Genomic DNA, 17,070 nt, shown 5'->3' with positions numbered 1-17,070 from the left:
GCACGATGGCGCGCTGCAGCTTGCCGCGTGCGCGCCATCGTGGCGCCACCCTCGTGTATGTGCTGTGTTTGCTGGTGATCATCTTGCTGCTGGGCATATCGGCGGCGCAGATGGCCTTGCAGGGCGAAAAGGCGGCGCGGGGCGAGCGCGACCGGCAGTTCGCGTTTCAGGCGGCGGAGGAGGCATTGGTGGATGCGCAGAACGATATCGAAGGCTTGCCCGGCGCGCCGGGCCGCAGCAGCCTCTTCGCGCCTGGCAGTGCGGCCGGGTTCGCGGACGGCTGCGGCGAGGGAGGCGCACTGGGCCTGTGCCTGCCCGCGCCCCGGGACGGGCCGGCCCTCTGGCTAAGTGCCGACCTCGATGGCGCCGAAGGGAGCGGCCGAGCGGTGCCGTATGGGCAGTTTACGGGCGCCGTCATGCAGACGGGACAGGGTTTCCTGCCGTCGCGCCGGCCCCGCTACCTGATCGAACTGCTGCCGTTCCACCCGCCCGGCGCGGAGGCGGCCGGCGGCCTGGCCACGGCAAGTTATGTCTACCGCATCACGGCCATCGGTTTTGGCGCGCAGGACAGCACGCAAGTCGTGCTGCAAACTTATTACCGCAAGCAGGCGGCCGGAGCGGGGCCATGACGCCTGTGTCCTCCGTCCTGTACTCCGCCTGGTACTCTGCCTGGCGGCGCGCCGGCCGCGCCTGGTTGCTGGCGGCCGGCCTGGCTGCCATGGCGTGCTGTGGCGCCCCCGCCGCCGTCCCCGCGGTGGAACTGGCGCGTGCCGACGCCGGCCTGCACGGCGCCAGAGTGCCGCCGAATCTGCTGCTCAACCTGTCCCTCACGCATGCGGCGGCCGCTGCGGCGCATGGCGGCGACTATGCGCCGCAGCGCGCGTACCCAGGTTACTTCGATGCACGCATGTGCTACAGCTATCCGTACCGCAGCAAGGATGGCGTCCTGTTGCCGGACTTGCGCGTAGCGACCGCTTACTTCTCCGTGCTGAAGCGGGCCGATGCGCTGCACGGCTGCGGCGGCGATAGTTTCAGCGGCAATTTTCTCAACTGGGCCAGCGCCAGCATGCTCGACATCGTCCGCTATGCGCTGACGGGCGGCGACCGCGTCATCGACGAAGTGCGCAAGACGGTGCTGCAGCGCGCCTACCTGCCGGACGCGGCCGGCCCGCTCGACTTCTTTGCCCACCCCGATTTCTTTCCACGCAAGGTCCTGCAGGCTGGCGTGGCGGCGGCCACGCCGTTTGCGCTGGCGCAACTGGCCATCGTTTCCTGCCGCAACCGCCTGCTGTTCGGCGACGCCAGCCTCAGCCAGCCATCGGGCGCCAGCTGCGACGCGCCTGGCGTTGCGGCCACGCACGGCGTGTTTCTCGCGCGCGTGCGCGTGTGCGATGCGGTAGAAGGGCCGCTGCGCGACGACCTGTGCCTGGCGTATGGCAAGAACTACAAGCCCGTGGGGGCCGTGCAGCGCCATGGCGGCCGGGTGCGCGTGGGCGTGTTTGGCCTCCTGAACGGCCTGCCCGCCAGTGCCGGCCCCGTGTATGGCGGCGTGTTGCGCGCGCCGCTGGCCCACGTGGGCAGGCAGCGCTGGGCGGCGCCCGATTTTCTGCCGCAAGACAATCCCGCGGCCGAGTGGAATCCCGCCACCGGCGTGTATGCATCTCCGGCCGGGGCCCAGGGCGCGGGGCCCGGCGGCGGGGTGACCGCTTACATCAATGGCCTGGGCCGCAGCAACGCGGGGCATCCGGGCGCCTACGCGAGGGCCGCGCCGCTGGCCGAATTGCTGTACGAATCGCTGCGCTATCTGCAGGGGCGGCAAGCGAGCGCCGCGGTGCCTCCTGCCACGGCCCCGCCTGCCGTCGACGAGGGTTTGCCGGTCGTGAGTCCCTGGTCCGACCCGCAGACGGCCAGCTGCCAGCGCCATATCGTCGTCAGCCTCGGCGATGCGGGCATGGCGGCCGACCGTTACGTGCCCGGCAATGTCCCGGCGGCTCCCGCCTCTCCAGGCGACAGGGCGCGCGCGGCGGACGGTTTTGCGCCGCCGCCGTTCGACGCGATGGCCTGGACGCATGCGGTGGGCAGCCTGGAAAGCGGCGCGGCGCAGGGCAATCCCGCGCCACGCCCGGACCTGGCGGCGCTGGAGCTGCTGGCCGACGGGCCGGGCGGCGCCAGCTACCATGCGGCGGGCCTGGCTTACTGGTCGCATGTGCAGGCGCTGCGTCCCGGCGGCAAGAACGACGGCCAGGCAAAGGTCGGGCACTATGCGGGCGACTTGCGCCAGGGCGACGCTGCCGGCGCGCCCGCCTCGACGCCCTTGCTGCTGGCGGCCAAATACGGCGGCTTTCTCGATGCGAACGGCGACGCCAACCCGTTCAAGAGCCTGGCGGGCGGCGCGCTGGAAGAGTGGAGCGCGGACGGCCGCCTGCCTGGCCATTACCTGCCGGGCAGCGATCCGGCCGCCCTGATCGCGGGACTGCGCGCGGCCTTTGTTTCCGCCGACAAGGGGACGCAGGCGGCGACGCTGGCCGGGCCGGCCCTGATGGCACTGGCCGGCGGCGCGGAAGACGCATACTGGTTCCAGACGCAGATGCGCCTGGACGACGGCAGCATGACCTTGACGCGCACCGCGTTTGCCGTGGGCGCCGATGGCGCATTGCTGCCCGGCAAACCATGGTGGCGCGCGGGCGGGCAGGATGGCGCATCCACGCCCATGCGCCCCGTCTACACGCTCGACGCCCAGGGCGCCCTGATGCCGCTGGCCTGGGACCGGCTGGACGCGGAGCAGCGCGGCGCGTTCGACGGCGGCGATGGCCAGGCGGGGCAGGGCGAAGCGCGTCTGGCGTATCTGCTGGGCCAGCGCACGCACGAAGCGGGCCAGCCCGGCGGCTTCCTGCGGCGCCGGGCTGGCAGCCTGGGGGCGGCACCGTACGGCAATCTCGTGTACGTGGGCGCGCCGGGGCTGGGCATGGCGGGCGCCGGCTATGGCGCGCACCGCCAGGCGCTGCTGCAGCGCCGCAAAATGCTGTATGTGGGCGCCAACGACGGCTTGCTGCACGCCTTCGATGCGCGCACGGGCGGCGAATTGTTTGCCTATCTGCCACGGGCGCTGCTGCACCCGGCGGCAGCGGCTGCGAGTACTCACTACAGCCCCGGCCCGCTGCTCGATGGCGCGGCGGCCACGGCGGAAGTGCTGGCGGCGGGCCGCTGGAAGACGGTGCTGGTGTCGGGCATGGGCGGCGGGGCGCAGGGCGTGTTTGCGCTCGATATCAGCGCCCCGGCCCGCTTCGCGCAGGACGGGGCGCTGTGGGAATTTACGGACCGCGACGACAAGCTCATGGGCAATGTGCGCGCACCGCCCGTCTTTGCCCGCATCAATATGGGCGGCAAGGAGGGGGCGGCGGCCTACCGCGACTTCGCCGTCGTCGCCAGCGGCTACAACAACCAGGTGGACGACGGCAAGGGGACGACGGCGCCCGCAGCGGCGGCCGCCATCTTCCTGCTGGCGCTGGACAAGGCGCCCGGCACGCCGTGGGTGTCAGGGAGTAATTACTTCCGCCTCAAGGTGCCCGTGGCCAGCGGCGATGGCGGCCACGACAGTGGTGCCGCTGGAAATGCGGGGGCGGACGCGGGCGCCGTGGCCCACGCGCCGGGGCCGCCCGCCGTGGTGCCGGGCGCCGACGGCGCGCTGGCCCATATCTATGCGGGCGATATGCAGGGCAATATCTGGCGTCTCGACATGGCCGGCGGGCCGCCGTGGGCGGGGGGCCACGGGCGCAAGCTGGTCTTTGTCGCGCGCGATGCGCAGGGACGGCGCCAGCCCGTGACGCAGCAGCTGAAAGTGGCGTACGCCCCCGATGGCGGCTATTTGCTGCTGTTCGGCACGGGCAAGCTGGTCGAAGCGGGCGACACCTGGCCTGCCGCTTTTCTGTCGCAGTCGTTTTACGCCGTGCACGATGATTTGCGGGAAGGCTCTCCCACGCGCAGCCGCGCCGACCTGGTCGCCCGCAGCCTGGGCGAGGCGGCGGGCGGCATGCGCGTCGACGGCGCCGAGCTGCGTTACACGGGCAGCGGCGCCGGGCGCGGCTGGTATCTCGATTTCCTCGACACGGCGCAGGCGGGCGAGCGCAGCGTCAACAGTGCCTTGCTGGCCGCCGGCAAGGTGATGTTCAATACCGTCCTGCCCGGGCGCGATCCCTGCGCCAGGCCCGCCACGCGCCTGTACGTGCTCGATGTGCTGAGCGGCTTTGCCGCCGATGGCGCGGGCCTCGTGCAGGCGGGCGAGCAGACGGGACGCTTGTTCGACGGACTGGCGCGCGCGCCGCCGCTGGCGCTGGAACTGAACAGCACCGTGGGCGCCGTCACGGCGACAGGGCGGGCCGAGGGGCGCAAGGAACTGGCCGTGCTGCAACCGGGCTTGCCCGGCGCGGCCAGCGGGGCGGCGCTCAAGGTCGTCAGCGCGCCGCTGCCGGCGGGGCGCCTGAGCTGGCGCGAAGTGGCGAACTGGCGCGAATTGCACGAAGCGGCCAAGAAAAAGTAGATCCTGGCAAGGCCGGCGCAGCGATAGTCGCCCGCCCCAAGGCGGACGCCGGAATGAACCTCGCGGCGAGGGCCGGCGCATCGCTTCGGCCGGCGTTGTTGAAAGGAGGGCGCATATGGACGCAGTGGCAAGGCGGGCACGGTCCGCAGCGAACGGCGGCGGCATCGCGGGCTTCAGCCTGATCGAACTGCTGGCCGCGCTGGCGATCATGGGCCTGCTGCTGGCGCTGGCCGTGCCCGCTTATCACGGCCATGTCGTGCGCGCCAAGCGGGTGCAGGGGCAGGCATCCCTGCTGCGGCTGATGCAGCAGCAGGAGCGCTATTACTCGCAAAACAACCGCTATCTGGCGTTTTCCTCGGCGTCGCCGGCGCCCCAGGCGCAGCAGTTTCCATGGTGGTCGGGCGAAGGCCCGGCTGCCGGCAGCGCGTATGAAATCGAGGCGCTGGCCTGTCCCGGCATGACGATAGGGCAATGCGTGCTGTTGCGCGCCATGCCGGGCACGCCCAAGGTCGATGGCCAGTTCCATGATCCCGATTGCGGCATATTGTCCTTGAGCAGCACCGGCCGGCGCGGCAGCAGCGGCCCGGCCAGCCATTGCTGGCGCTAAGTAACCCCCAATAAATTATTGTGATTTCTGACTTCCATAACCGGCCCTCTGCGGCGTTGCCCGCTGCTAGCAGTGCTCGCACTGCGTCGCAGCGGGCGCCTTGCGTAGCATCCGGTTCTGTTCGTCATAAATTCACAATAATTTCATGAGGATTACTTAGGCCATGGCCACGCGCAAGCAGCCGCCCCGGGCGGGATACACCTTGCTGGAATTGCTGGCCGTGCTGGCGATTGCCGCGCTGCTGGCGGCCGCGGCCCTGCCCAGCTTGCAGCAGCTGCTGGCGCGCCAGCAGGTGCGCGCGGCGGCCACGGACTTGTTTTCGGCCATCGAATTGACGCGGGCGCAGGCGATGGCGCGCGGCCGGCGCGTGCTGCTGATGCCGGCCGGGGACGGTGGCACGGACTGGCGCACGGGCTGGCTGGTGTTTATCGACAGCAATACCAACCTGGTGTTCGACGATGGCGACGAATTGCTGTTCCGCCAGGGGCCGTTGCCGGCGGGCATCACGGCCCAGTTCGCGTTTTCGTCGGCCACGGCGCCGTTTTATATCGCCTACAATGGCGCAGGACGCAGTTGCAGCGCGGCCAACAGCCTGGCGGCGCGCTGGGGAACCTTGTCGCTGGCTTTGGGAAAGCAGGTGCGCCATATTAAAATCAACATGCTGGGCCGGGTGCGCGTGTGCGACCCGCAGCAGCAAGCGGTCAATTGCAGCGGCGTGGCCGACAGTTCGTAACCCGATTCATTTATCACTCACTAGCAAAGAAGCCCGTGGAAATACTCAACGATATCGATGGCATGCGCCTGGCGCTGGAATGGGCGGCGCGCGGTTTGTACACGACCTCGCCCAATCCCCGCATCGGCTGCGTGATCGTCCGGGATGGCCAGGTGATCGGCGCGGGCGTGACACAGGCGGCAGGGCAGGATCATGCCGAGGTGCAAGCGCTGGCCAATGCGGCGGCGCGCGGCAACGACGTGCGCGGCGCCACCGCCTATGTCACGCTGGAGCCGTGTAACCACCATGGCCGCACGCCACCGTGTTCCGATGCGCTCGTGCGCTCTGGGCTGGGGCGCGTCGTGGCCGCCATGACGGACCCGAACCCGCTGGTGGCCGGACAGGGACTGGCCAAGCTGGAAGCGGCCGGCATCGCCGTCACCACGGGCGTGCTGGCGGACGAAGCATATGAAATGAATATCGGTTTCTTTTCACGCATGCAACGCGGCAAGCCGTGGGTGCGCATGAAGACGGCGGCCAGCCTGGACGGCATGACGGCCTTGCACAATGGCCAGAGCCAGTGGATCACGGGACCGCAGGCGCGCGCCGACGGCCACGCGTGGCGCGCGCGCGCCTGCGCCATCCTGACGGGCATCGGCACGGTCAAGGCGGACGACCCGCAATTGAACGTGCGCGCCGTCGAAACGCCGCGCCAGCCGCGCCGCATCGTCGTCGACAGCCGGCTCGACATCCGCCTTGACGCGCGCATCTTGCAGGGCGGCGGCACGTGGGTCGTGGCGGCCGTGGCCAACCCGGAGAAAGAGGCGCAGCTGCAGGCGCTGGGCGCGGAAGTCATCCTGCTGCCGAACGCGGCAGGCAAGGTCGACCTGGCCGCGCTGATGCTGGAGCTGGGACGCCGGCAAATCAATGAAGTCCACGTCGAGGCGGGCGCCAAACTGAACGGCTCGCTGATCCGCGAAGGCTGCGTCGACGAGCTGCTGGTCTACCTGGCGCCCACCTTGCTGGGCGACGCGCAAGGGATGTTTGCCTTGCCGGCATTGACGGATATTAAACAGCAGCGGACCTTGCAATTTCACCAGGTTCAGCAAGTGGGCGAAGATTTGCGTATCCTTGCAAGATTCGCCCAGCGCAATTAATACTTTTATACTTTTATAGGGTTAGTTCATGTTTACAGGAATTGTTGCCGCCATCGGCAAGATTGAAACCGTGCAAGCACTCGAAGGCGGCCTCGACGCAGGCGTGCGCCTGACCATCCACGCGGGCGGCTTGCCGCTGGCCGACGTGGCCCTGGGCGACTCCATCGCCATCAATGGCGCCTGCATGACGGTGGTGGCAAAGTCGGACACGGGTTTTGCCGTCGATGTCTCGCGCGAAAGCCTCAATTGCACCGTGGGCCTCGATACGCCGACGGAAGTGAACCTGGAAAAAGCCCTGACCCTGGCCGAGCGCCTGGGCGGCCACCTGGTGTCCGGCCACGTCGACGGCCTGGGCGTCGTGCGCAAGTTCGAAGCCGTGGGCGAATCGTGGGAACTGGTGATCGAAGCGCCGCGCGAACTGGCGAAATACCTGGCCTTCAAGGGTTCCGTCGTCGTCAATGGCGTATCGCTGACCGTCAACCGCGTGGAAGACCTGGGCGCGGGCGCCGTCGACGGCTGCCGCTTCTCGATCAATCTGATTCCCCACACCATCGCCATGACGACCCTGAAACATTTGACGGTCGGTGGCAAGGTCAACCTGGAAATCGATTTGATCGCCCGCTATGTCGAGCGCATGCTGTCGCTGGACAAGGCCGCCGCCTGATATAAGAACAGCGCAACACATGCTTCGCCTGGCCAGGCGTGTGTTGCTTTTCCTGCAGACGCGCATACTATGAAGCTTTCCGCAGTGGAGGCCAGTCATGGACCCGATTTCGCGCGCAACCGTGCCCAATACCATACCGGCCACGCCCCGCGTGGGCGCAACGGCGCCGCTGGCGCCGCCGGCGTCGGCGCTGCCCGTGCCTTCCGGTGCAGCGGCGGCCCTCGCCGCCCTGTCTTCGACCCAGGTCGACATTTCCCCGCTAGGGCAGTTCCTCTCCGGCGTGGCCTTGTCGCGCCGGCAATTGCTGGCCTTGCAGGGCGCCACGGACGAAGCCAGGGCGGCGACTACCCCCGTCAATGTCAATGAGGACTTGCTGGCGCTGGCGCGGCAGCTGACGGAATCGTTTGCCCAGCTGCAAACGAGCGGCATCGACGCCAGCCAGCTGGCGACGGCCGGCGACGCGCCGGGCAGCCTGGCGCAGCGCTACGATTTGCTGTCGGGCGACGGCACGACCGATGCGGCCGCCGCGCTGGCGCAGGACGGCAGCCTGCTCACGCAGGCGGGCCTGGCCCGCATCGGCATCGACCTGCGCAATGCGGATGTCAATTCAGCAACTTTGCAGGCCGCGTATGCGGCCGACAGCCATGCCACCCTGGATGCCATGCGACAGGGAACGGACGTGCTGGCGCAAGTGGGCGCCGTGCTGGCCCAGCGGCAGGGGGCGCCGGTGGCCGCTGCCGTCGACGCGGATTTGACGGGCACGGCAGCCCCATCCAGCGCCGCGCAGCCGCAGGCCGCCGGCGGGACGCCGCCGCAAACGGCCGCTATTGCACAGCGACAACTGGAACTGCAGCAGCAGCTGGAAGCGGAAGAGCTGAACCTGGACTTGCAGGAACTGCGGCCGCAGGCCCAGGCCACCGCCGCCGACCAGCAGGATTTGCTGCAGGCACAGCGCACGGACAGCCAGCGCGTGGATGCCCAGCGCCTTGACGCCGAACGCCTGGGCAGCGAACGCATCAATTCCGATCAGCAGGCGCAGCAGCAGGAAGCGGCACGCGTGGACGAGTTGCGCCAGGGGCAAGTGCAGCAGCAGGGCTTGCAACAGCAGGCGCAAGCGGCGGCGGACGATGCGGTGCGGGGCCAGCTGGCCGCCAGCGACGCGCACATGGCGGCCCAGGCGGCCGGCGAGCGGGCCCAGTCGCTGGCGCGCGCGGCACTGGGGCAAGCCGATGCGGGCCTGGCGACGGCGCAGGAGCAGCTGGACCTGCAAAATGCGCAGGCGCAAGCGCTGGCCGCGCAACATGCGGGCATGGCCGTGCCGCCCCCCTCGTCGCAAGACCCGTCCGTGGCGGCCGCCATCGCCGCCTACAACCTGAACAATGCGGCCCTGAATCCCGGCCTGATGCACCGGCCATTGCCGGCCAGCGACTCAAGGTTGCCGCTGGTGGCGCCCGTCGCCCCCGTGGAACCGGTCAAGCCCGTGGATAAAATCTAGGGCAGCAGGGTGGCGTCCAGGGTAATGTTGGCTTTAAGTAACTTCGACACGGGGCAGCCGGCCTTGGCCTTGGCCGTCAATTCCTCGAATTTTGCCTGGCCGGCGCCCGGTATCTTTGCTTTCAGGATCAGGTGGACGGCCGTGATGGCAAAGCCGTCGTCCACTTTATCGAGCGTGACTTCGGCCGTCGTCTCCATCTTTTCCGCCGTCAGGCCCGCTTCGCCGAGGATCAGCGACAGGGCCATGGTGAAGCAGCCCGCGTGGGCGGCGCCGATCAGTTCCTCGGGATTGGTGCCGGGCTTGCCTTCGAAGCGGCTGGCAAAGCCGTAGGGATATTCGTGCAAGGCGCCGCTGCGCGTGCTGATGGCGCCCTTGCCGTCCTTGATGCCGCCTGACCAGATGGCCGATCCATTGGTTTTCATATTGCCGCTCCTGTGTCGGGATGATGCGAAACATACGAAAGCGCCGGCTGCGGCGCCAGCCGCGGGGCGCGAAGGGATAAATCCATGTGCTGACCCGATAATCTTATGCTCTTTGCAAGGCCGGCGGCGCGCGTCTCGCCGCCGCCGTGTGCGCTGGATCAGGGAATGGGTGCTTTGCGGGACAAGCTGCGGCATCCGTGCCGCGAAGCTGTCTTATTTCAGGCCTGCAAGCGCTAAATCCTTTAAAATAGCAGGTTATAAGAAAATTCCCGGAAATCTGAGGATATTCGCACTTGATGTTGTTTCAGTTTTTAGTTTCACTAACAACGTCTGGCAAAACCGTCGCGAGCGCAAGGGAGAGGTGGCTGAGAAGCGCAGCCGTACGAAGGTACGGTGAGCATCGCAGTTTGCCTGTGCCGACGCGCGGCAGGTTTTGGCAGGCGTCCTACGAGGATGAATAATGTCTATATCCAGCACCGAAGAGATCGTCGCTGAATTGCGCGCCGGCCGCATGGTGATACTGGTCGATGAAGTAGACCGGGAAAATGAAGGCGATCTGGTGCTTGCCGCCGATTTCGTGACGCCGGAAGCCATCAATTTCATGATCACGCATGCGCGTGGCCTGGTCTGCCTGACCCTGACGGAAGAACGTTGCGACGAGCTGAACCTGTCGATGATGACGTCGCGTAATGGCACCGCCTATGGCACCAACTTTACCGTGTCCATCGAAGCGGCCGAAGGCGTGACGACGGGCATTTCCGCCGCCGACCGCGCCAAGACCATCCAGGTGGCCGTGGCCAAGGGCACGCAGCCCAGCGATATCGTCCAGCCTGGCCATATCTTCCCGCTGAAAGCGCAAAAGGGCGGCGTGCTGATGCGCGCAGGCCATACGGAAGCCGGTTGCGACCTGACGGCCATGGCCGGCCTGACGCCCGCGTCCGTGATTTGCGAAATCATGAAGGACGACGGCACCATGGCGCGCCTGCCGGACTTGCTGGTGTTTGCCGAGCAGCACGGCCTGAAAATCGGCACGATTGCCGACCTGATCCATTACCGCAGCCAGACGGAGTCCCTGGTCGAGCGCGTTGCGGAGCGCACCCTGCACACGGCGCACGGCGAATTCCGCCTGATCGCCTTCCGCGACAAGCCCAGCGCGTCGGCCCATCTGGCCCTCGTGCATGGCGACCTGGCGCCCGGCCTGGAAGCGCTGGTGCGCGTGCACCAGCCCGTTTCCCTGCTGGACGTGCTGGAAAGCGAAGCGACCACCCACTCGTGGACGGTAGCCGCCTCGATGGCCGCCATCAAACAGGCCGAGCGGGGTGTGATGGTCTTGCTGAACTGCGGCGAAACGTCGAGCGAGCTGTTTGCCCAGTTCGCCGCGCTTGACACGCCGCAAGCCAAGCCGAAAGGCCGCGCCGCCAGCATGGACCTGCGCAGCTACGGCATCGGCGCGCAAATCCTGCGCGACCTGGGCGTGAGCAAGATGCAATTGCTGGCCAGCCCCCGCAAGATGCCGTCGATGGTCGGTTTCGACCTGGAAGTGACGGGTTTTCAGTGCCATCCAGGCCAGGACGCCTGACCAAATCTACTGCGCGTCGCGATTTGCCGCTCGCTACGATTTTGTCAGGCGTCAATGTAAGAGTTAATGATGGCGGCATGTGCATGTCGTCCTGAACCACCAGATTAAAGAGGCATATGATGACCGTAGGAACCTATGAAACCAATTTTGCCGGCGAAGGTTTGCGCGTCGGTATCGTCCAGGCACGATTCAATGAAATCGTCGGCGGTGGCTTGCTGTCGGCATGCCTGGAAGAGTTGAGCAAGCTGGGCGTGGCCGATGAAGATATCCTGCACGTGACCGTGCCGGGCGCCCTGGAAATCCCACTGATTCTGCAAAAAATGGCGGAAACCGAGCAATTCGACGCCCTGATCGCACTGGGCGCCGTGATTCGCGGTGAAACCTACCACTTCGAGCTGGTATCGAACGAATCGGGCGCGGGCATCACGCGCGTCGGTCTCGATTACGGCATCCCCATCGCCAACGCAGTGTTGACGACGGAAAACGACGAGCAGGCGGAAGTGCGCATGCTGGTCAAGGGGGCGGAAGCGGCACGCGTGGCAGTGGAAATGGCTAATCTGGCGCAAGCGCTGGAAGAGTTGCAAGAATCCGAGGAGGACTAGCCGTGTAGTGAACGTCCGATAAAACGCCCATAGCTGCGTTGCAAGCCCTCGCCGTACATTCGTACTGTCTTCGGGCTCGCGCCTTGCTCTGAGCATTTTCTCGAACGTTCTGACACGCGGTTGGCTGCGGCGCGTTGAAAAGCGCGCCGTGCTGTCTCGCCGGAATTTGTAGTGAACACGTACTTAAGAACAGGTAACAATCATGACTGAGAAAAATTTGCTCGCCAACCCCAGCAAAAACCGCACGCCGCGTCACCGCGCGCGCGAGTTCGCGCTGCAGGGCTTGTACCAGTGGCTGCTGAACAATGAGGATGCGACCACCGTCGTGAACAATATTCGCGCGGCCCACGGCTTCGACAAGGCCGATGGCGATCATTTCACGGTGCTGCTGTACGGCGCCATCAAGGACTCGCTGGCGCTGCGCGACAGCATGGCATCCTTGATCGACCGCAATATCGCGGAACTGTCGCCCATCGAACACGGCATCCTGCTGATCGGCGCCTTCGAGCTGAAGAACAACGTGGAAATCCCCTACCGCGTCGTCATCAACGAAGCGGTCGAGCTGGCCAAGTCGTTTGGCGGCATCGACGGCCACAAGTATGTGAACGGCGTACTCGACAAGCTGGCAGTGAAATTCCGCGAGGAAGAAGTGGGCGCCAACAAGCGCAAGTAATATATAGCGGAGTTCCTGCGGCTGCTGCCGCAGGGCAACAAAAAAGCCACCGGCACTTGCGTGCGGTGGCTTTTTCTTTGGGTGCTGCTTTTTGGATGCCCCTGTGAGGGCTTTTAAAGGGTCACAGGCCGGCGATCTCGTTGTGGGGCAGCACTTTGATCGTGATGCCGCTTTCCGCCGCAGGCGCCTTGGCTGGCGCCGGCGTGTTCGATGCCATCACCGGTGTCGTGGTCGGCACGCGCTGGCCGGCCGACACCTGCTTCAGGCGGCGGTATTCGGCCAGCACGCGCGAGCCGTAGCCCGAGTCGGTGGCGAAGTTGGCGGCGCCCACATAGGTTTTCAAGCCCGCTTCGACGGAACCGCCGCGCGTGACGTAGTCTTTCAGGATCAGGGAGCCGACGCGGATGTTGGCCACCGGGTTCAGCGCCGCTTGCACGCCGCCCATTTCCTGGAAGCGCTCATGGTGTACTTTTGACATGACCTGCATCAAGCCTTGTGCGCCGACCGGGCTTTCCGCGAACGGGTTCAAGCCCGATTCGATGGCCATCACGGCCAGGATCAGCAGCGGGTCCAGCTTGATTTCACGGGCCGTCAGGTAAGCCGTCGAAACGAGCATATTGGTGGCGTCGTTGGCCACGCGGTAGCGCTTGGAGAGCCAGTTGGTGACCCATTGCTGCTGCTTTTGCGTGCCCAGCAAGGCTTTTTCTTCCTTGGTCAGCGGTGCGTCGCTGGCGGCGGCCGTTTGCACGGATGCAGGCGCTTCCATCAGTGCCGACAGGGCCGGCGCTTCAACGGCTTGCGCCTCTGCCATCGGCAGCGGGAACAGGCTGTGCGTCAGTTGCTTGCCCAGGTCGGGGCGGAACATCAGCAGGGCGATCAGCGCCAGGGCGGAAATGCCGAAGACTGTCAGTGTGTGTTGTGCCGTGGTCAATACGCCACGCGCCGAGATGGCTTGTGCGCGGGCGCGCAAACGCGCCAACGCTGGCTGGCCAGCCACGGTTGAAGCAGGCAATGCTGCTTCAGTGCTACGATGAGTCATAGAGTTCCCCGAAATGTCGCGTCAACAGGCAGCCCCTCCGCGGTCTCGCGGTGTTGTGGGTACTGCCAATGCCGTGCATCAGAAATATCATCGTTTCCGCCGCGTATGGATGCGTGCGAGAAACGCCGTCATTGCTTGCCTGAGCTGATCGGTCCCATGCTGGTATTGGATCAGTCGCAATACAACTTTTACCGGGGGTAAGGCAGACGCCTTTTGAAAACACTCCTTAAAATGTCATGTGGAGCCCCGACTCCGTGAATGAAAGAGAAACGCTAAAATCAAGCTCTGGGCCGGCGTGCTCTTTCAAGTTGGGCGAATTGTAGAAGCCGTTTTATATCAAGTCAATACTAACGAATCGTTTCTTTATTACTTTTATGTCTTACTTTTTGTCTTGCATTGTGCCAAAAGCCAATAAAATCAATTACTTGGCATAGATCCTTCAGCAACGGCGTCCGACGTCAAAAAAAATTAAAAACACATGAAATATTCAGATTTGCGAGATTTTATTTCTCAACTGCAACAAATGGGTGAACTTAAGCCCATTTCGACCCCCATTTCACCGATTTTGGAGATGACGGAAGTGTGCGACCGCACCTTGCGCGCGGGCGGACCGGCCTTGCTGTTCAACAATCCGACGGGACACAAGATGCCGGTGCTGGGCAACCTGTTCGGCACCACGCGCCGCGTGGCGCTGGGCATGGGGGCGGAAGACGTCAGCGAGCTGCGCAAGATCGGCCATGTGCTGGCGCGCCTGAAGGAGCCGGAGCCGCCGAAGGACTTCAAGGATTTGCTGGGCCTGGGTTCCTTGGTGAAATCCGTGTGGGATATGTCGCCGAAGGAGCTGCGCGGCGCCAAGTGCCAGGAAATCGTCTGGGAAGGCAATGACGTCGACCTGGCGCGCCTGCCCATCCAGCATTGCTGGCCCGGCGACGTCGCCCCCCTGATCACCTGGGGCCTGGTGATTACCAAGGGCCCGAACAAGAAGCGGCAAAACCTCGGCATCTACCGCCAGCAGGTGCTGGGACGCAACAAGGTCATCATGCGCTGGCTGGCGCACCGGGGCGGGGCGCTGGACTTCCGCGAACATGCCATTCAAAGCAAGGGCAAGCCGTATCCGATCGCCGTGGCCCTCGGCGCCGATCCCGCTACTATATTAGGGGCCGTCACGCCGGTGCCGGACAGCCTGTCCGAATACCAGTTCGCCGGCCTGCTGCGCGGCAGCCGCACGGAGCTGGTAAAAGCCATCGGCAGCGAGCTGCGCGTGCCCGCCTCGGCCGAAATCGTGCTCGAAGGCCATATCTACCCCGATGAAAATCATCCGAGCGGCTATGAACATGCGCTGGAAGGGCCGTATGGCGACCACACGGGCTACTATAATGAGCAGGACAGTTTTCCCGTGTTTACGATCGACCGCATCACCATGCGCCGCGACCCGATCTATCACTCCACGTACACGGGCAAGCCGCCGGACGAGCCGGCCGTGCTGGGCCTGGCCCTGAACGAAGTGTTCGTGCCGCTGCTGCAAAAGCAGTTCAGCGAAATCACGGACTTCTATCTGCCGCCCGAAGGCTGCAGCTACCGCATGGCCGTGGTGCAGATCAAGAAACAGTACGCGGGCCACGCCAAGCGCGTGATGTTCGGCGTGTGGAGCTTTTTGCGCCAGTTCATGTATACCAAGTTCATCGTCGTCGTCGACGAAGACGTGAACATCCGCGACTGGAAGGAAGTCATCTGGGCCATCACGACGCGGGTCGACCCCATCCGTGACACCACCCTGGTCGACAACACGCCCATCGACTACCTGGACTTCGCCTCGCCCGTCAGCGGCCTGGGCAGCAAGATGGGCATCGACGCGACGAATAAATGGCCGGGCGAAACGACGCGCGAGTGGGGCACGACGATCGCCATGACGCCGGAAGTGAAGGCGAAAGTGGATGGCATCTGGCAGGAGCTGGGCTTGTAAGGTATCAGTTAGTTGCCTGCGGGGCGGGGCGGTTTGCGCGCCAACTTCCCCATTCCCTGCAGACCGGTTATAATTGTCCCCGGCGGGCCCCTGCGCATCGTGGCATGGCTAACCTGGTCAGGTCGGGAACGAAGCAGCCACGGCTATTAACCATGAGTGCCGCAGATCAGGCTCGCCTCCTTCGGGAAAGTTTTAATCAGGATCAACAATCAAGCTGCCATGGGCAGCTTTTTTGCTTTTGCGGCCCCATTTTTCTGCGATCCCGCAGCATTGCCGGGCTTGCCGTGTTTTCCATATTTCCAGCTGGCCATGTTATACAATTGCTGCTTTGCCGCGTTTGCCAGGTTTGCCTGGCCCGGCCATGAGGCTTGCGCCCGCCGCGCAGGATCACCCGCAAAATCGCATGGTAAAATCTCAGCATGTCCTATCAAGTCCTCGCCCGTAAATACCGCCCCAAGAATTTCGAGACGCTCGTCGGCCAGGAGCACGTCGTGCGCGCGCTCACGCATGCCTTGCACAGCGGCCGATTGCATCACGCCTATCTGTTCACGGGCACGCGCGGCGTCGGCAAGACGACCCTGTCGCGCATCCTGGCCAAGTCGCTCAATTGCATCGGCCCCGACGGCACGGGCGGCATCACGGCCCAGCCGTGCGGCCAGTGCGAAGCGTGCACGGCGATCGACGCGGGACGCTTTGTCGACTATATAGAGATGGACGCGGCGTCGAACCGCGGCGTCGATGAAATGGCGCAGCTGCTGGAACAAGCCGTGTATGCGCCAAGCAATGCCCGCTTCAAGGTCTATATGATCGATGAGGTGCACATGCTGACGAACCACGCGTTCAATTCCATGCTGAAAACCCTGGAAGAGCCGCCCGAGCACGTCAAGTTCATCCTGGCCACGACGGACCCGCAAAAGATACCCGTGACCGTGCTGTCGCGCTGCCTGCAGTTCAACCTCAAGCAGATGCCGCCCGGCCACATCATCAGCCACCTGGACAATATCCTGGGGCAGGAAGGCATCGCCTTCGAACAGCCGGCCTTGCGCCTGCTGGCCCAGGGCGCCCACGGTTCCATGCGCGATGCGCTGTCGCTGACGGACCAGGCCATCGCCTACGCGGCCGGCGCAGTGACGCTCGATGCCGTGCAAGGCATGCTGGGCGCGCTCGACCAGTCGTACCTGGTGCGCCTGCTCGACGCGCTGGCGCAGCAGGATGGCGCGGATTTGCTGGCCGTGGCCGACGAAATGGCCTCGCGCAGCCTGTCGTACAACGGCGCCCTGCAGGATCTGGGCACCTTGCTGCACCGCATTGCGCTGGCGCAAACCGTGCCGGCCGCCTTGCCGCAGGATTTGCCCGAATACGCGGACATCGTGCGCCTGGCTGGCGCGTTCGACGCGGAAGAAGTGCAGCTGTTTTACCAGATCGCCGTGCATGGCCGCAATGAGCTGGGCCTGGCGCCCGACGAATACGCGGGCTTTACCATGACCTTGCTGCGCATGCTGGCCTTTCGGCCCGGCATAGGCGGCGCCGACGGCGTGCCGGCTGCGGCACCGGCGGCAGCCCCTGGCAACCGTCCCGCCGCTGTCGCCGCCGCGCGCGCCGCCGCTGGCGCGTCCGCAC

Annotated in this window: 14 protein-coding genes and 1 other RNA gene; 13 read left to right on the top strand and 2 right to left on the bottom strand. The window is 65.4% G+C overall.

Features of this window, described 5'->3' with window-relative positions; translation table 11 throughout:
- The first annotated feature begins 5 nt into the window (after positions 1–5).
- The 7 genes from AC07VI_RS23505 (at position 6) to AC07VI_RS23475 (ending at position 9,172) form a co-directional block, all read left to right on the top strand.
- The gene (locus AC07VI_RS23505; RefSeq protein WP_492993067.1) at positions 6–629 is read left to right on the top strand and encodes a pilus assembly PilX family protein; all 624 of its coding nucleotides are present in this window, start codon (positions 6–8) and stop codon (positions 627–629) included.
- Positions 626–4,537, top strand: a complete 3,912-nt coding sequence (locus AC07VI_RS23500; protein ID WP_492993069.1) for a pilus assembly protein — start codon at positions 626–628, stop codon at positions 4,535–4,537. Before AC07VI_RS23505 ends, AC07VI_RS23500 begins: the two co-directional genes overlap by 4 nt.
- A gap of 115 nt (positions 4,538–4,652) precedes the next feature.
- Positions 4,653–5,144: a type IV pilin protein gene (locus tag AC07VI_RS23495; protein ID WP_086146064.1), complete on the top strand. Its 492-nt coding sequence runs from the start codon at positions 4,653–4,655 to the stop codon at positions 5,142–5,144.
- Positions 5,145–5,307: 163 nt separating this feature from the next.
- A complete protein-coding gene (locus AC07VI_RS23490) occupies positions 5,308–5,877 on the top strand; it encodes a GspH/FimT family protein (RefSeq protein ID WP_226936202.1) in 570 nt (189 codons plus the stop codon).
- 35 nt (positions 5,878–5,912) lie between these two features.
- The gene (ribD, locus tag AC07VI_RS23485; RefSeq protein ID WP_086146063.1) at positions 5,913–7,013 is read left to right on the top strand and encodes a bifunctional diaminohydroxyphosphoribosylaminopyrimidine deaminase/5-amino-6-(5-phosphoribosylamino)uracil reductase RibD; all 1,101 of its coding nucleotides are present in this window, start codon (positions 5,913–5,915) and stop codon (positions 7,011–7,013) included.
- 28 nt (positions 7,014–7,041) lie between these two features.
- The gene (locus tag AC07VI_RS23480) at positions 7,042–7,677 is read left to right on the top strand and encodes a riboflavin synthase (RefSeq protein ID WP_086146062.1); all 636 of its coding nucleotides are present in this window, start codon (positions 7,042–7,044) and stop codon (positions 7,675–7,677) included.
- A 97-nt stretch (positions 7,678–7,774) separates the two neighbouring features.
- Complete coding sequence (locus tag AC07VI_RS23475) at positions 7,775–9,172, top strand: hypothetical protein (protein WP_492993072.1); 1,398 nt, start codon at positions 7,775–7,777, stop codon at positions 9,170–9,172.
- Here AC07VI_RS23475 and AC07VI_RS23470 read toward each other — a convergent pair.
- Positions 9,169–9,594: an OsmC family protein gene (locus tag AC07VI_RS23470; protein ID WP_086146060.1), complete on the bottom strand. Its 426-nt coding sequence runs from the start codon at positions 9,592–9,594 to the stop codon at positions 9,169–9,171. The two genes, AC07VI_RS23475 and AC07VI_RS23470, sit on opposite strands and share 4 nt — an antisense overlap.
- Positions 9,595–10,054: 460 nt before the next feature.
- On the opposite strand from AC07VI_RS23470, the gene ribBA reads away from it, so the two are divergent.
- From ribBA to nusB, 3 genes are all read left to right on the top strand, one after another.
- Complete coding sequence (gene ribBA, locus AC07VI_RS23465) at positions 10,055–11,173, top strand: bifunctional 3,4-dihydroxy-2-butanone-4-phosphate synthase/GTP cyclohydrolase II (protein ID WP_492993074.1); 1,119 nt, start codon at positions 10,055–10,057, stop codon at positions 11,171–11,173.
- A 119-nt stretch (positions 11,174–11,292) separates the two neighbouring features.
- Complete coding sequence (gene ribH / locus AC07VI_RS23460; RefSeq protein WP_070219579.1) at positions 11,293–11,775, top strand: 6,7-dimethyl-8-ribityllumazine synthase; 483 nt, start codon at positions 11,293–11,295, stop codon at positions 11,773–11,775.
- A gap of 202 nt (positions 11,776–11,977) precedes the next feature.
- Positions 11,978–12,448 carry a transcription antitermination factor NusB gene (gene nusB, locus AC07VI_RS23455; RefSeq protein WP_086146058.1) on the top strand — a complete coding sequence of 157 codons (471 nt, stop codon included), beginning with the start codon at positions 11,978–11,980 and terminating at the stop codon, positions 12,446–12,448.
- Positions 12,449–12,569: 121 nt separating this feature from the next.
- On the opposite strand, the gene AC07VI_RS23450 is transcribed toward nusB, so the two are convergent.
- Positions 12,570–13,487, bottom strand: a complete 918-nt coding sequence (locus tag AC07VI_RS23450; RefSeq protein ID WP_172404761.1) for a lytic transglycosylase domain-containing protein — start codon at positions 13,485–13,487, stop codon at positions 12,570–12,572.
- Positions 13,488–13,965: 478 nt separating this feature from the next.
- Between AC07VI_RS23450 and ubiD the strand changes: the two genes are divergently transcribed.
- The 3 genes from ubiD to dnaX form a co-directional block, all read left to right on the top strand.
- Entirely contained in the window at positions 13,966–15,450 is a 1,485-nt protein-coding gene (gene ubiD / locus AC07VI_RS23445; RefSeq protein ID WP_086146056.1) for a 4-hydroxy-3-polyprenylbenzoate decarboxylase, read from the top strand.
- An 81-nt stretch (positions 15,451–15,531) separates the two neighbouring features.
- Positions 15,532–15,630, top strand: an RNA gene (ffs, locus tag AC07VI_RS23440) — signal recognition particle sRNA small type.
- A 239-nt stretch (positions 15,631–15,869) separates the two neighbouring features.
- The coding region (gene dnaX / locus AC07VI_RS23435) for a DNA polymerase III subunit gamma/tau (RefSeq protein WP_494808825.1) at positions 15,870–17,070 on the top strand (1,201 nt) is incomplete at its 3' end.

This window comes from Janthinobacterium sp. GW821-FHT03A03, assembly GCF_059421435.1.
The sequence above is the reverse complement of the archived record's forward strand: the minus strand, read 5'-3'. Positions and strand labels throughout refer to the sequence as shown.